This is a genomic window from Paenibacillus sp. OSY-SE (assembly GCF_000283315.1).
GTDB classification, from domain to species: domain Bacteria; phylum Bacillota; class Bacilli; order Paenibacillales; family Paenibacillaceae; genus Paenibacillus_B; species Paenibacillus_B profundus.
Genome location: NZ_ALKF01000180.1, coordinates 19,299 through 33,227, shown reverse-complemented (window position 1 = coordinate 33,227; position 13,929 = coordinate 19,299). Strand labels below are relative to the sequence as shown.

14 protein-coding genes and 1 pseudogene are annotated in these 13,929 nt (G+C 46.4%); 10 read left to right on the top strand and 5 right to left on the bottom strand.

What is annotated here, in order from left to right:
• Positions 1–71: 71 nt before the first annotated feature.
• Positions 72–245, bottom strand: a complete 174-nt coding sequence (locus A372_RS0114095) for a hypothetical protein (RefSeq protein WP_157259557.1) — start codon at positions 243–245, stop codon at positions 72–74.
• A 427-nt stretch (positions 246–672) separates the two neighbouring features.
• Between A372_RS0114095 and A372_RS0114090 the strand changes: the two genes are divergently transcribed.
• Positions 673–1,383 (top strand): hypothetical protein, encoded by a 711-nt coding sequence (locus A372_RS0114090; RefSeq protein WP_019421506.1) that lies wholly within the window; start codon positions 673–675, stop codon positions 1,381–1,383.
• A 540-nt stretch (positions 1,384–1,923) separates the two neighbouring features.
• A complete protein-coding gene (locus A372_RS0114085; protein WP_026011067.1) occupies positions 1,924–2,229 on the top strand; it encodes a hypothetical protein in 306 nt (101 codons plus the stop codon).
• A 134-nt stretch (positions 2,230–2,363) separates the two neighbouring features.
• On the opposite strand, the gene A372_RS0114080 is transcribed toward A372_RS0114085, so the two are convergent.
• From A372_RS0114080 to A372_RS0114070, 3 genes and pseudogenes are all read right to left on the bottom strand, one after another.
• The gene (locus A372_RS0114080; RefSeq protein WP_019421505.1) at positions 2,364–3,083 is read right to left on the bottom strand and encodes a 3-ketoacyl-ACP reductase; all 720 of its coding nucleotides are present in this window, start codon (positions 3,081–3,083) and stop codon (positions 2,364–2,366) included.
• On the bottom strand, positions 3,080–3,409 hold the full coding sequence (locus tag A372_RS0114075) for an antibiotic biosynthesis monooxygenase (protein ID WP_019421504.1): 330 nt from the start codon (positions 3,407–3,409) through the stop codon (positions 3,080–3,082). The genes A372_RS0114080 and A372_RS0114075 overlap by 4 nt, the downstream gene beginning before the upstream one ends.
• A 209-nt stretch (positions 3,410–3,618) precedes the next feature.
• Positions 3,619–3,795: pseudogene (locus tag A372_RS0114070) on the bottom strand (helix-turn-helix domain-containing protein); the annotation flags it as partial.
• Between the two features lie 294 nt (positions 3,796–4,089).
• Between A372_RS0114070 and A372_RS0114065 the strand changes: the two are divergent.
• The 3 genes from A372_RS0114065 to A372_RS0114055 all read left to right on the top strand — a co-directional run bounded on the left by A372_RS0114065 (position 4,090) and on the right by A372_RS0114055 (position 7,887).
• The gene (locus A372_RS0114065) at positions 4,090–4,860 is read left to right on the top strand and encodes a hypothetical protein (protein WP_019421502.1); all 771 of its coding nucleotides are present in this window, start codon (positions 4,090–4,092) and stop codon (positions 4,858–4,860) included.
• Positions 4,861–4,961: 101 nt separating this feature from the next.
• Complete coding sequence (locus A372_RS0114060) at positions 4,962–5,756, top strand: hypothetical protein (protein WP_019421501.1); 795 nt, start codon at positions 4,962–4,964, stop codon at positions 5,754–5,756.
• Between the two features lie 742 nt (positions 5,757–6,498).
• Positions 6,499–7,887, top strand: coding sequence for an MATE family efflux transporter (locus tag A372_RS0114055; protein WP_019421500.1), 1,389 nt, complete (start codon positions 6,499–6,501; stop codon positions 7,885–7,887).
• Between the two features lie 58 nt (positions 7,888–7,945).
• Here the strand turns inward: A372_RS0114055 and A372_RS0114050 are convergent, their stop codons facing one another.
• Positions 7,946–9,685 carry a glycoside hydrolase family 2 protein gene (locus A372_RS0114050; RefSeq protein WP_019421499.1) on the bottom strand — a complete coding sequence of 580 codons (1,740 nt, stop codon included), beginning with the start codon at positions 9,683–9,685 and terminating at the stop codon, positions 7,946–7,948.
• A 166-nt stretch (positions 9,686–9,851) separates the two neighbouring features.
• Here A372_RS0114050 and A372_RS0114045 point away from each other — a divergent pair, with 166 nt between their 5' ends.
• From A372_RS0114045 to A372_RS0114025, 5 genes are all read left to right on the top strand, one after another.
• Entirely contained in the window at positions 9,852–10,772 is a 921-nt protein-coding gene (locus tag A372_RS0114045; protein WP_019421498.1) for an ArsR/SmtB family transcription factor, read from the top strand.
• Between the two features lie 130 nt (positions 10,773–10,902).
• Positions 10,903–11,682, top strand: a complete 780-nt coding sequence (locus A372_RS0114040; protein ID WP_019421497.1) for a class I SAM-dependent methyltransferase — start codon at positions 10,903–10,905, stop codon at positions 11,680–11,682.
• 183 nt (positions 11,683–11,865) lie between these two features.
• Entirely contained in the window at positions 11,866–12,198 is a 333-nt protein-coding gene (locus A372_RS0114035) for an NINE protein (RefSeq protein WP_019421496.1), read from the top strand.
• A complete protein-coding gene (locus A372_RS0114030; protein WP_019421495.1) occupies positions 12,198–12,644 on the top strand; it encodes an NINE protein in 447 nt (148 codons plus the stop codon). The genes A372_RS0114035 and A372_RS0114030 overlap by 1 nt, the downstream gene beginning before the upstream one ends.
• A 289-nt stretch (positions 12,645–12,933) precedes the next feature.
• Complete coding sequence (locus tag A372_RS0114025) at positions 12,934–13,866, top strand: phosphotransferase family protein (RefSeq protein ID WP_019421494.1); 933 nt, start codon at positions 12,934–12,936, stop codon at positions 13,864–13,866.
• The last annotated feature ends 63 nt before the right edge of the window (positions 13,867–13,929 follow it).

Here is a 13,929-nt window from a genome sequence, read left to right as displayed (position 1 = left end):
AAAATCCATTAAAGTGGAGGTTGTTTGCTTTGCCTAAAAACAGTATAACTGAAGATTACTTGCCTTCAAAGTTAAAAAGCTTGACAAACATTAGTTGTTTTTTTTACCAGTTCACGCAAGAGCGCGACTTCGAGTTCTTTCTCTCCTAAGTCTTTGACTGCGCGTGCATAGTTTTCTTCCAGCTCTTCTACGCGCTTGGCTTCTACAACACGGTCACTTACGCTCGACAGGTTGTCAGCTCCCACCGTTTCTTTGTACCCTCTGACCCATGTACGGACGGTCTCTGGATGATCCCATAATTCCGTGCAAGACATCCGGTTTTCATGCCGCTCATCGCTTCTTCTGCAACCTGATGTCTGATTTTTTCGAATGCTTTACCGCGTTGTCTCATCATGAATCGCCCCCTGTGAAAGGTATACTTTATCTGGTATTCTATTCTCCAATCTAATTAGGGGGCTAAATAGTCGGCATTGTATTGTGTATTACTTTTGTATTACCTTTGCATTAAATGACTATGGTTGCTACATTACGATTGAATTACGTTTGTAACACAAAATTTGGATATTCATATAAATATATAGGATACAAAACAAAAAAAGGGATTTAGACGCACTGTGTAGAATACTATTCATTTTAGGATCCAAAATTAACCATTAAAAGGATGGGCAACAATTGAAGAAAATCAAGAAAATCTCGATGTTGTTTTTGTCTGCTTTGCTGGGTGCCTCTTTTGTATTAAGTACTGCTCCTGCTTCCGCAGCCGAAGATGTAACTGTTCCAAAAACTTTTCCAGTAAAATATGCACCACTGGTAATGGAATCTGGTAATGTTCATGTTGAAGATTCACAGATTACCAGATTGAGCCGAGATCAATTTTACGCTCGATACGCTGAAATCACCGGAAAAAGTATTGCTCAAGTTAAATCAGAATTTCTCAATTCTGAAAAAACTTCTCCTGAAATTCTCGGAGATCAGTATTACCAGACATATGATGCAGAATATTCAACAACATTTGATATTGGTGGAGGAGTTAAAATAAAGGCTGGAACCCTTGTTCAAATTGAAGAATTTATGTTTGGACAATCCACTTCAAAGAGATTCAAGCAAGTGTATGATAGCTCAGGATACCTTGCTCCATACTCTGGTAGTTTTACTGTTATCAAAAATTTCACTCAAGGAACTATACAAGCCTCGGGCAAACTCCAAATTTCTTATAGTGGATATGCAGAGACTGCAGTTCAAAAGGGTTCGACTGAGGCTGTTGAGGTTAATTTAGATCTTTGGGAAATAGTTCATCTTGGTTGGAGTAAATCTCATTCTAAGAACACCACAGATTACTATAGAAAACATTTTAATGGGAGCACTATGATCTCTCCAAACTAATATTGAAAAAGCCCAAGGAGCTTCTTGGGCTTTCTTGTTTACATCGAAATTAGTAGTATTACATATGTAATACTAACAGCTTTTGAAAAGCACTTTTCAATTTGGAACTGCTGCAGTCATAAGGAAAGCCCGGGGATTCATCCCTGGGCTTTTTGTAATTGCAACTCCGAACATGTTCCAGCAGCCGCAATTCCGTCTGTGTCGATAGCATAGCTCAGCCATAAGAAGAAATCAATTCAGACCGACTAGTCCTAATCAACTTCGAATTCATGGCCATGCTCATGAAAAACCATTCTTACCAAAATATTATAATGTTACATCTTTTTTTCTTAATTCGACAAAATTAGTTGCATAATTTAACCTTCATAATGATCATGAAATAGAGCATCTGAAGAATACGTTTACCGTTGTTTTCGAGAGTTAAAAATTGTACCGCCCACCCCGGATCGAATCGAGCGGTTAATTAGGTCATCCATTCACACCTATGAAGAAACCTTCTTCCAAACCACATTTCATTTAACCTTAGATAAGTTAGATTCTTTGATTGATAATATTGCTTATTTGGAAACTAACGATAACGAAGTCAACAGTGAGGACAACGGACAGCTATCATTTAATGAATTAAAAGCAGATCCCGTGCGTGCCGGAGTTGATAGCGTGTTGAAGGAAGTTAATAAGTTGCGGACGATTTGCAATTTGGAGCTTCCGAATGTTTTGTTCCGGGACATTCCCCATAAAGCTCTGAAGCAGTACCGACAAGGGTTTCCACAGATGATTTGTGCGAGCTGCGTCGTCATCCCGAGCCAATTTGATACACGAACGGAGAGAGTACAGCCTCTCCAATAACTTGAGATAAGTAACGAAGCGTATCAAACTCTAATCAAGAAATTCAATAACGGACGCGGAAAGTTCCGGTAAAAAAGAAAAACAGGGGATATAAGCTCCCCTGTCTTCTCATGCGATATGTTAATGGACAATGGTTATTGTGGATTCGTGGTCCAAATGCCCGCCGTCTTGATGAAAATGCGCTCAGGCAGCTTCAAGGTAGCGAGTGCCAGATCGGCGACATCCTCTGGCTGCATCATCCGGTCCTCGTCGCCAATCTTGAGGCCGGCGCTTACGGCAAGCTCTGTGTTGACGGTGCTCGGTGTCAACGCCGTGACACGGATATTGTGCTTGCGCACTTCCTGCATCAACGCCTCGGTCAGGCCCATGACGGCAAACTTGGAGGCATTATAGGCGGAGCCCGTCGCAAATCCGCGTTCACCAGCAGTGGAGGCTACATTGATGATGCTGCCGGAGTTCTGTCCGATCATAGTCGGCAGCACGGCGCGCGTTACGTAGTAAGTGCCCATCAGATTGACCTGGATGATGCGCTCCCATTCTGCAGGATCCATATCCAGAACAGTGCCGAACTTGGCGATACCGGCGTTATTTACCAAAATATCAATTGTGCCGAGTTCGTCTCGGATGGCGGCAACTGCCTTGTCCGCTTCCGCTTGCACGGAAATATCCGCTGCGGCGATGCTGACCTTCACGCCATACTCCTTCGTCAGTGAAGATTTTAGAGCTTCCAGATCGGAAGTCGTCCGGGCGACAAGTCCGAGATGCGTTCCTTCCTTCGCCAAGGCGATCGCGAGGGCTCTGCCGATTCCTTTGCCCGCACCGGTGATGAGAGCGACTTTGTTGTTTAAGTTCATTCCGTTACCGCTCCTTGTTGTGTATTGTGACTGACGACCAGCTCATATTTATTCAGCGATGCGCCCAGCATGTATTCTTTGCTGTCTCCAGCTCCACGGTGCGAAGCGCGGAACGTTTCGCTGGATGTCCAATTGTGAAATGCTTCTTCATTCTCCCAGAGTGTGCACACTTTCAGTTCTTCTTCGCCTTCTTTGCCTTCGCCAAGCCAAGCCTCCATGCGGACGAAGCCGGGCATTTGCTGTACGCCCTTCGCGTTCGCGAAGCGTTCCGCCACCTGCTTCCCGAATCCAGCTTTAATTCTGATTGTGTTTGTAACGACTAACATGCTCTCGCCTCCATTGCACTAATTTGCGCAGAATCGATTGCAGAAACGAATCTCCTTTATGTAATAAATAAGGCTGCTATGCCGTTTCTGTGGTCTGCACTATCTATTATAACGGAACGGAAGGCCAAGATCATATATCACGTCTTATAGCATGCAGCCAGGAGTTCGACGCACTGTACCCTCATTGAAAGCAAGTCAGTTCGCCATTATCAAATGGAGAAAAAGCGCTGGCGGTAGCTGCGCGGCGCAATTCCCTCATATTTGCTGAAGCATGAGGTGAAGTAGGCAGCATGACGGAACCCGATGTCTTCGGCGATGCGGGAGACGGTCAAATCAGTCTGCAGCAGCAGAATTTTGGCTTGCTCGATGCGATAGCGCATCGAAAAAACTGATTGGATTGCTGCAAGCTTTTCTGGCAAGCGCGGCACCTTTCAATGGCCGAACAGCAGCCAAAGACGACCACGCGAGCTGCGTCGGCTACTGGGAACTATCGCTTTCCTAACGACAGGCTCATCGCGAAGCCGTTTACCAAAGATTTGAGCTTTTTAGATGGAGTTGCTTTCGAGAATCGAGTTCAGAGATCCTATCGTAAATTTACAACGCAAAACTTTACAAATGTATCCAATTGTCTTAACCTTATAATAGATGCATATCCTTATATACTAAAGGAGGCGTTAAAAGTGTTTAAAAAATGGTCCACATTCCTTGTTTTGTTGTTACTCTTATCAGCGATGGCCACTTCTGTTTGTACTGCCGCTACTGATCAAAGTTCTTCGAATGTAAATGAAAGCAAACATTCGACCCAACGGTTTTACTTAACTACTGACCCGGTCAAAAATCAAGATTTAATTAAGTCGTACGGGAACCTTTCTTTAAATGATAACATTAGCTACTTTTTGAATTCATCTACTTATGCTAGTTCTGACTACACTCTCCTGAATTCCTCCCCAACACAAGAAGGAGATGATTACTCTAATTTTTATGGTGTCGTGCGTTTGTACAAAGCAAAGGATGCGGGAAAACATAAGTTGTATGTTCTAGAACAAGTTTCTACTGCGTCAGGAATTACGAAAGATAGTAAATCTTCAGGAATATCGCAGTTGAAGTGGACATCATACTATTCCTCCGAAGGAGGTTCTATCAGCCTAAATGACTGGTCGCCAAAAGGGACTACAAAGCAAAAATCAACAAGTGCCTTCAATTGGGCCATCAACCCCTCGATTGAAGGGGTGAGTGTAGGTTCGATTGGTGGATCATTTCAATTGGATGAAGGACTGCTTGTAGCGGAACCAAGTACCAATACTTTCAGTGAGACTTGGACTGGGGATCCTGTAGTTCACCCTGCAAATGTAGCACAAGAAGGCGCAACAGCTTGGTTTGTTAAAAATGGAGATGAACCAGGTTTACAATTTTGGTGGCAATGGAATTGGTCATACAGCTACTGGTATTGATTTAAGGCTCTACACAAAAAAACTTGAAAATTGATTATGATTGTGTAGTAGGATAACCCCCTCCTCTTTGAACTATCTGTTGAATGTGAGGCATCATAATTATGAAATGGATAAAATATATGTTTCTTTTATTAGTTATCATTCTTCTCAGCGCTTGTCAAAATTCAACCAAGGATAATTCAGACATAACGGCCAATGATAACTCAGAAAAGATAATTTTAACTGATAAAATTGATTCATCAATTTTGTATTACGAGATTAGGAATAAACCAACTTCTGAATTAATTGGGACCCAAGAAATATCAATACATCAGGAAGGTGATTACTATATACTCGATGAGAAAAGATTTTTGAAAAAGGAATTTTTAGTGGGGTTGGGAAAAGACTTACTTAACATAAAAAAATATAAGTTAAACTCTGAATATTCATTAGTGGATTTATCTGAAACAGAATATATAGATAACAAAGAACGGTATGAAAGAGAAGTTAGTACAAGAATTTCAGATAATTCAATTGTTATTGACACAAAATCTACTGAACATACTCTAGATGGTAAAAATAATACTTCCAACGTACAAATTGCTTATCCTGATAATTATATGTTAAGTTCAGGGTCTTACTTTCAAATTCCATTTCTTATTAAGAACTTAAATGATAAGTATATTTTTTGCAATACATTGGACGGGAAAATTAATAGTTACATTAATAAAGGGAATGAAGACATAAAAAACTCTATATCAGGAAAAATTAATTCGATCGCATTAACTACTATGGATAATAAAGTGAAAATATGGATTGATCCAAACCTTCGCATCATATTTCAGATAGAGGAAGAAATTACAGATGAATCCATATTGGTTACCACTCTAAAGAAAATTGAAACAAGAGCAAAATAAATAAATGATCTCCTTCCTGGACTCTTTAATGAGATTTCGATAAAAAACGCTTTCAACTCTACCCAATTATTCAGATATATTCAAGCAAATTAGAAGCTACAGCCAGAATGATAATACCTGGTCACAGTTTTCTACTTTGCTTTTTTGTTATTCCTATTTTACAACAGCACGTTTGTTGAATAACCACTAAATGGTAGGAAAAGAATCTCTAACCCGGCAAAATGTTTGTACCCCTACAAACTTAACCGAAAGGTGGCGACTCCATGAAAAAGTCTAACACGATCCTGACTATTCTTATTGCTGCTAACTCCTGAAAAAGTCACCTCTATCGGCATCTGGAGCAGGAAGCGGTGAGGGTTCTGTCGAAGTAAACGTATATGAAAAATCAAGTGGATACACTACTGCCTACAATTGAAGCTACGCAGAGCGATGCACGAAGCAGGAAGCATAATTGACAGCTAACTGGATCGATACGAAGAGTAGTTCCGGCTCGCCCAGCAGAAGTGATTTGCCGCCGCCAGCGAGCGGACGAGTATTTGGTCTGCTCAGTAGTTTTACCTGTCTGCGGAAATCAAGGCGTAGATTATTACAACATCGGTTTTCGATTGCAAAAAGTGCAGGCTGTTTAGGTTGGATTCCTGATACATCGCATCAAGTATACCATCTATAATAATATCGTTCTATCTGCTTAGAGACGTAATTTCAGTGTTGTGACACCAGGGGAAAGCAGGAGGTTTGTTTTGTGAATGACGAACGGAATAAGTTTTCATTAGGTCTGCTGGCATGGCCTATTTTTGTAGAATTGTTTTTGCAGTTTTTGCTCGGAGCGGCGGATACGCTCATGGTCAGCCGCATTTCGGATGACGCAGTGGCGGTTGTCGGATTTTCCAACCAATTGTTCATGGCGCTGACGACGCTGTTCATGACGGTAGCCAGCGGGGCTGGCATTCTCATTGCGCAGAAGCTGGGATCCCGTCAAGAGAATGATGCTCGCACGATTGCGATTATGGCGGTGACGGCCAGTGCGTTTATTGGTGTTCTGCTCAGTCTGTTATTGTACGCGCAGCCGCGCGCTATCGCATCCGTGCTGCAGCTGCCTGATAACCTGCTGCCGCTTGCGGAAGTATATATTTCGATTGTGGGCGGGGGCATGGTGCTGACGGCGCTCATGTCCACCCTCAGTACAGTCATCCGCAATACCGGCAATACGAAAGGTCCGATGTATACGGCGATCGGCATGAATGTCGTGCACGTAATTATGAACTACGGGTTCATTTTTGGAGAATTCGGATTTCCGCAATGGGGCTTGACCGGGGTGGCGATCTCGACGCTCGTCAGCCGTCTGCTTGCTACCGTGCTGCTATTATATCTGTTTGTGCGCTCGTTCGAGCCAAGCATCCGTACGCGGGACTTGCTGACGTTCGATAGCAAGCTGTTCAAAGAGATTCTTCGCATCGGATGGCCGCTGGGCGTTAATATGTCCTGCTGGGTGTTCTCCCAGCTTGTCATCTTCACGTTCATCGCTTTGCTGGGAGCGAAGGAGCTGGCAGCACGGACGTATATGAATACGTTGGAATCGTACTGCTTCTTGCTCGGTAATTCCATCGCGCTCGCGGTTCAGATTCAGATTGCCCATTTGTACGGTGCAGGGCGCACGCGTGATGCATACAAGGTAGCGTATCGGGCACTTGGCGTCGGGCTTGCGCTGGTAGTGGTGAATGCGTTTATGATCTTCGTTTTCGGCAAATGGCTGCTCGGCTTATTTACGACCGACACGGACATTATTGCGCTCGGTGTTTCGCTGCTCGGATTCAATCTATTGCTGCAGCCGGGCAAGATGTTGAACATGGCGATTAACAACTCGCTCAATGCGGTCGGAGATACCCGGTTCACGATGCTTGCGTCGCTCTTCTCGATGTGGCTCATCGCTACGGCGCTGTCCTATGTGATAGGCATCGGATGGGGATGGGGACTGGCAGGCATATATATCTGCATGATTGCTGATGAGTATGTGCGCGGATTTCTTGCCTTGTATCGTTGGAAGGGGCAAAAATATTTGCGCAGGGCGGAGCGTGCCAAAGAAGACAGCGGCTTTTCGTCCATAGCGGGGCGACCGGCGGCAGAAGCGTGACGGGTATAAAAGAGAGAGCGTGCAGCCGATGAACAGGTTGCGCGCTCTCTTTGCGCTGTCAGTCCTCAATGGCGGCTTTCCGGGTGTTGATGCGCCGAATGAGGCCAGGATCGAATTTAGGCTTGCGGTCGTACGTGCACAGCCCGTTTACTTCCTGTTCGATATCATAAAGCTGCGTGTAACAGAAGCCACACATCATCGGATGATCGAGCAGCGTACTCGTCAATTTCCCGTATCGCTCGATGAATTCGGGTTCGCTTGTCGGGCGGTCGCCGTAGCCCCAGCCATGCCCATCGGTTTGCCCCGGATTCCACCAGATACCACCGTATTCGCTTACGAAATACGGTTGGCCTTCATAGGCTTGACGCTCTGGAAAAGTGACGAACGCTGGTCCGCCGTGCTTCATTGGTTCATACTTTTCTCGGAATGTATCTGGATTCTGATCATAATCATGGACGTCAAAAATGTCAGTGACTACATGATAATTGCCGCTCGTATCGATGACAGGACGTGTCGGATCCACCAACTTGGTCACGGAATGGACGATGCGCAAAATCTCGTCATTCTGTTTCTTCCCGTCGGCATCCCACGTCTCATTAAACGGACACCAGCCAATAATCGAAGGATGGTTGAAATCCCGGTTGATGGTCTCTAGCCATTCGGGAAGAAACCGTTCCAAGCCTGCGGCGCTCGTAATGTCCAGTCCCCAGTTGGCATACTCCCCCCAGACCAGATATCCGAGCCTGTCAGCCCAATACAGGAAGCGCGGCTCGAATACTTTCTCGTGCAGACGTGCTCCGTTGAAACCGAGATTCATTGAAATCTCAATATCCCGACGCAGATCATCATCAGTCGGAGCGGTATATATCCCGTCAGGATAAAAACCTTGATCGAGCACTAGCCGCTGGAACACCGACTTGCCGTTCAACCGGAACGCCATGCCGTCCAGCTTGACAGAGCGCAGCCCGAAGTAGGATTGGACTGAATCGATGGCCGCATCGTTGCGCCGGATAGTTAACTGCAGATCGTATAGCTCCGGATGCCCCGGCTCCCATAGACACACCTCATCAAGCGGAATCGTCAGCCGCAGCGATGAGCCGGACAAGATGGCGGCTGAACTTCCAACCGGACGACCTCTATGCGACGCTTCTGCTTCAAGGACACATGCATTCGTATCTCCGGCCACATTCGCTTGCAGGTGAACACATCCATTGTCCGGATCGGCAATCAGCTTGAAGGAGGAGATGGAAGTTAGCGGCACGCATTCCACCCAGACGGTCTGCCAAATGCCGGTCGTGCGCGTGTAGTCGCAAGCATGTGAATGCAATTGTTCGCTCTGTTTGCCGCGCGGCTGCAGGGGAGAGCGCACGTCGTCTCCGGCGCATACCGTCACCACATTGTCCCCGGGTACAACCATATGTGTAATATCGAATGAGAAGGAACTATATCCTCCGCGATGCGTCCCGACGGACGTTCCATTTATCCATACCTCTGTATCATAATCAACTGCTCCAAAATGAAGCCATATGCGTTGGCCGTTCCACTGCGCTGGCAGAGTGAATACCCGTTTGTACCAGACCGCGTCCATGAAATCCGTATAATGCACGCCGGAGAGCTTGCTTTCGGGACAAAAAGGGACAATGATGCGGTCCTGTAACGCTGCTTCCGGTGCGTACAAAGATCTTTCTTTGCCGCTCCGGCCATGATCGATTTCAAATTGCCATTCGCCGTTCAAGTTGAGCCATTCGTCGCGCACCATTTGCGGCCGCGGATATTCCGGTCTAGGAATGGTGTTCATGTTTTTCCCTCCAATAAGTTAACTATAAAGTTAATTAATTAATAAATATATGAACTATATTTGTTATTATAATAATGCTGCCAGTTCTGACGGTCAATACTAATGGTTTAATTAACTTGCAGGTTATATAATGACAGTAAAATAGATGAATTCGAGGTTATTGCTTATGAAAATTGAAGTATCTGTACAGAACATGACTTTCTTAGAATGTCTGTCGTCAGAGACAAGGGTAAAAATAATTGAGCTGTTGAATGAGAAGCCGCTAAATATTAAGGAGATGTCACAAGCGCTCGGCATTTCATCGGCCATCGTGACGAAGCATATTCAGAAGCTGACCGAAGCGGGCATCGTATCGTGCGAAAGCGTTGCGGGAAAACGGGGCATGCAAAAAATTTGCTCGTTGCAAATGAAACAAGCCATTCTGGAATTCAGACCGAAACGGGCGCGGCCGCTGACGCATACCGTGTCGATTCCGATCGGGCAATATGCCGCTTGTGAAGTCCGGCCGACCTGCGGCTTGGCATCATCCGAACGCATCATTGGCGTCATGGACGATCCGCGCTATTTCGCTGATCCGGCGCACGTCCGCGCCAGCCACCTCTGGTTCGGCAGCGGTTATATCGAATACCGGCTCCCGAATTTTTTGCTCGGCAATCAAGCGGCCCGCTCCTTGGAGATCTCGCTTGAGCTCTGTTCCGAAGCGCCTGGATATAACGAAGCTTGGCCGTCGGACATTTCTTTCTACATCAATGATATTCCGATCGGCATGTGGACCTGTCCGGGTGATTTTGGCGAGCGAAAAGGGGTATATACCCCAAGTTGGTGGAACAATGGGACGCAATACGGATTGTTGAAGACGATTTCGGTGAGCGATCGGGGGACTTATGTGGATGGGGTACGAATGTCCGACGTGACGATAGACGATGTAAACATCCAGTTCGGCAAGGATATCGGCTTTCGCATCGCATCGCATGAAACTTCCGTCAATCCTGGAGGCGTCAGTCTGTTCGGCAAGCACTTCGGGAACTACAACCAAGATATTGACGTTATTCTGGCATACGACATCATTGGCTCCAAGGGCAATTAAAATGCCCATAGCGCCTCTTTACAGGGACAGGGAATGGTTGGTAAAATGACAAAGTTGATAAATGAAACCTAGTTTTGTCTGGTGAAACAACGGTGACCAATTCAGTTTCCAAGAGAGGTGCAATAATAATATGGTGGACATCAAGCAGCAAGTCATGCAGCAATTCGGTCAAAATGCCGCGAAGTATGTAACGAGTCAAGGCCATGCTCAAGGCGAGGACTTGGAGTGGCTGTTGCAAATGGCGGCGATGGAGACGAAGCGGGATGTGCTGGACATCGCGACCGGAGGAGGACATGTCGCGAATGCGCTCGCTCCGCTGGCTGAGAACGTGGTAGCGTACGATCTGACACCAGCGATGCTCGATCATGCAAGAAGGTTCATTGCCGGGAATGGCCATGGCAATGTACAGTTCGTGCAAGGAGATGCGGAACGGCTGCCGTTTTCTGACTGTGCCTTCGATATGGTGACCTGCCGTATTGCGGCGCACCATTTTCCCGACGTGCTGGCGTTCGTGCAGGAATCCTGGCGCGTGCTTCGGCCTGGCGGCAGCTTTCTGCTTATCGATAACGTATCTCCCGAGAATGACGCCTATGACGCATTTTATAATGCGGTCGAGAAGCGGCGGGATCCGAGCCATTGCCGCGCATTGAAAAAAACAGAGTGGCTTCGCACGCTTGAGGAAAAAGGTCTGGCGATAGAATTCATGATGACGTTTGCCAAGCGTTTCCGCTACGACAGCTGGTTCGATCGCATGGGACGTCCGCAGCAAGAGAAAGACGAATTGGAACAGACGATGCTTGCCGCACAGGGAGAGATTCAACATCATTTTCGCATCGCGGTTGAAGAGGAACGTGTTGTTAGCTTCGAAGGTGAATCCATGCTCGTCAAGGCAAGAAAAGAAGTTAAATGACTGCATGGCATCCTAAAAGTTCATATTTATGAACCCAACATTATAATAATATGTGAAGTAGGGTGCGCTACCGGCGCTCCTTATTTTTTTTATGAATGAGAATTTTTCCAAAATTATCATGGTGTTGGAGCGTCAATGCTTGCTATACTGACTTCACTAATAGTGTAAAAGGAGTGCATCATATTGTACAACACGATAGGGATGAAGAACCAGCTCGATGCGAGAGAGCTTATGCTGCTCGAATCGGAAATGAAAAATCAGGGCAAGAGCATGCTTGTGGCTTATATCCTGTGGTACTTTCTCGGATTATTCGGCGGACATCGCTTCTATATGAAGAAGACGGGCTCAGCCGTGGCTCAGCTTATTCTGTCGCTAACGGTTTTTGGATTGATTGTGACTTCCATCTGGTGGATTGTAGACGCCTTTCTGCTTCACACATGGGTGCGCGAGAAGAACCAGTACACGGAAGGCATGCTTATGCAACAAATTCTGAATAACAAAGGGTTCAACTATTAATGAGGAACGGGGCATTTCATGATTTTGCTTCCGCGAAGCGGCAATTAAGTCTGAAGGAGCTGGCTATTCTCCAATCAGAGATGCGTCACCAGGAGAAATCGTTGGCGCTCGCCTACCTGATGCTCATTGGCGGGCATCTTGGGGTGCACCGATTCTATCTGCGCCGCTTCGGCTCCGCTTTCGTTCAATTGGCGCTCTTTGTTGCGCTGATCGTATTTTATGCTTTGTTTGGCGTCATGACGGCTGGCGGGGAAATGGACGATCCGGTGTCAAATGTATTTTTGGCGTTGACGCTCGTTTCTTTTCTTGCATTGACCGTCTGGGTTATCGTGGATCTATTCTTGGTGAATAAGATGGTGAAGCAGTGGAACGAAGCCCGAGAAGCGGAAATCATCTATTATTTGATGAATAACCGTACTCAGGAACAACCGGAGAATTCTTTATAAGATCCCTTCCGAGCCAGTCTGCAGAGAACGGCTTAATAAGAGAGGCACCACGAGACACATTCGTCCTTTTGGGAGAATGTGTCTTTTTACGTGCCGGGAGATGTGCTGGCGCTGCCGCGCATACATTGTTGCTCAAGGTGACATCTAACAAAAAAGCAGCCGTAGTCGGCTGCTGCTCAATTCCATATCTAGAACTCTATCAACAGTCTATCAAAAATAAAAATATAAGTCTATATTTTTATGCTCCTTTCTTTCATAATCAAACTACCGAAAGGAAGGAGTGATTGGATTGACATTGCATATTCCCGACAGATGGCTTGAAAGAGCAGGGCACTTTCCGCTTGTGGAACAATCGAAGCATTGGGAGTCGCTGCGGCAATGGTCTTTATCCGGGGTGTACCGCGTGACGTTGTTATCTGGAGCAACAGTCATCGCGAAGTGGTCTGGCGGCAAAATGAAGGGAGAACCTGACTTGTATAACGACGTGCTGGCTCCGCTTCACATCGAGCGGCCTTGCATTTATGCGGCGTTCGAAGATGAGACCGGCTGTTACATGATGATGGAGGACGTTGGCACGGATACGCTGGAATCCAAGCCTTCGGCAGACGCTTTTCTACAAGCGGCTCGCCAGTTGGCTGTCATTCATCGCACCGCAACCTCATTTATGAAGGATGGGGCGTTGGCGGAAGAAGCTTTTCACCGACATTATAAAGGGGAAGATATGTTTCTGGACGATCTTGCCTATGTGACAAGCCACCCATTTTTCGCTGGCTCGCAGCGACAGGTGCTGGAACGACTTGTCCTCTTGTTCCCCGAGCATTTGGAACGACTGTACTCGGAGTATCCGGTCACGATCGTGCATAACGACTATTTTCCGAAGAACATCATCGTGCAGGAAGAAGGGCAAGGGGTGAGGGTCATTGACTGGACAAACTCTTATCTGAGTCCTCATTTGGGCGATTTGTACGGCTTGAGTCAAGAAGCCGCGGCATACGGCGCATCAAGAGAGCAAATGCTGCAAGCCTATGCGGAAGCGAGCGGCCTCTATGGAAATGCCGAGCTGACATTGGACTGGCTCGTTCGCGTGGGAGGCGTGTGCTGGTTCATTCATACGATACGGTGGATTCTTGATTACGGGCGGCATGTCATTTCCGGTTCGGAGGCATGGATAGGCGATATGCTGCTCGACCTAGAGGAACTCACGAACAGCATGTCCCGCTAGTTGCAGGCGAGGGGCGATAAGCAGAGAAAAAAAGGTCCGTCACACGATCGAGTCTGCTGGACG

Excerpts from the sequence above, each read along its gene's own strand:
- A372_RS0114080 (WP_019421505.1), bottom strand. The coding sequence starts at position 3,083 with ATGAACTTAAACAACAAAGTCGCTCTCATCACCGGTGCGGGCAAAGGA.
- A372_RS0114030 (WP_019421495.1), top strand. The coding sequence starts at position 12,198 with ATGAGGAACGGGGCATTTCATGATTTTGCTTCCGCGAAGCGGCAATTA.
- A372_RS0114050 (WP_019421499.1), bottom strand. The coding sequence starts at position 9,685 with ATGAACACCATTCCTAGACCGGAATATCCGCGGCCGCAAATGGTGCGC.
- A372_RS0114040 (WP_019421497.1), top strand. The coding sequence starts at position 10,903 with ATGGTGGACATCAAGCAGCAAGTCATGCAGCAATTCGGTCAAAATGCC.
- A372_RS0114045 (WP_019421498.1), top strand. The coding sequence starts at position 9,852 with ATGAAAATTGAAGTATCTGTACAGAACATGACTTTCTTAGAATGTCTG.
- A372_RS0114060 (WP_019421501.1), top strand. The coding sequence starts at position 4,962 with ATGAAATGGATAAAATATATGTTTCTTTTATTAGTTATCATTCTTCTC.
- A372_RS0114075 (WP_019421504.1), bottom strand. The coding sequence starts at position 3,409 with ATGTTAGTCGTTACAAACACAATCAGAATTAAAGCTGGATTCGGGAAG.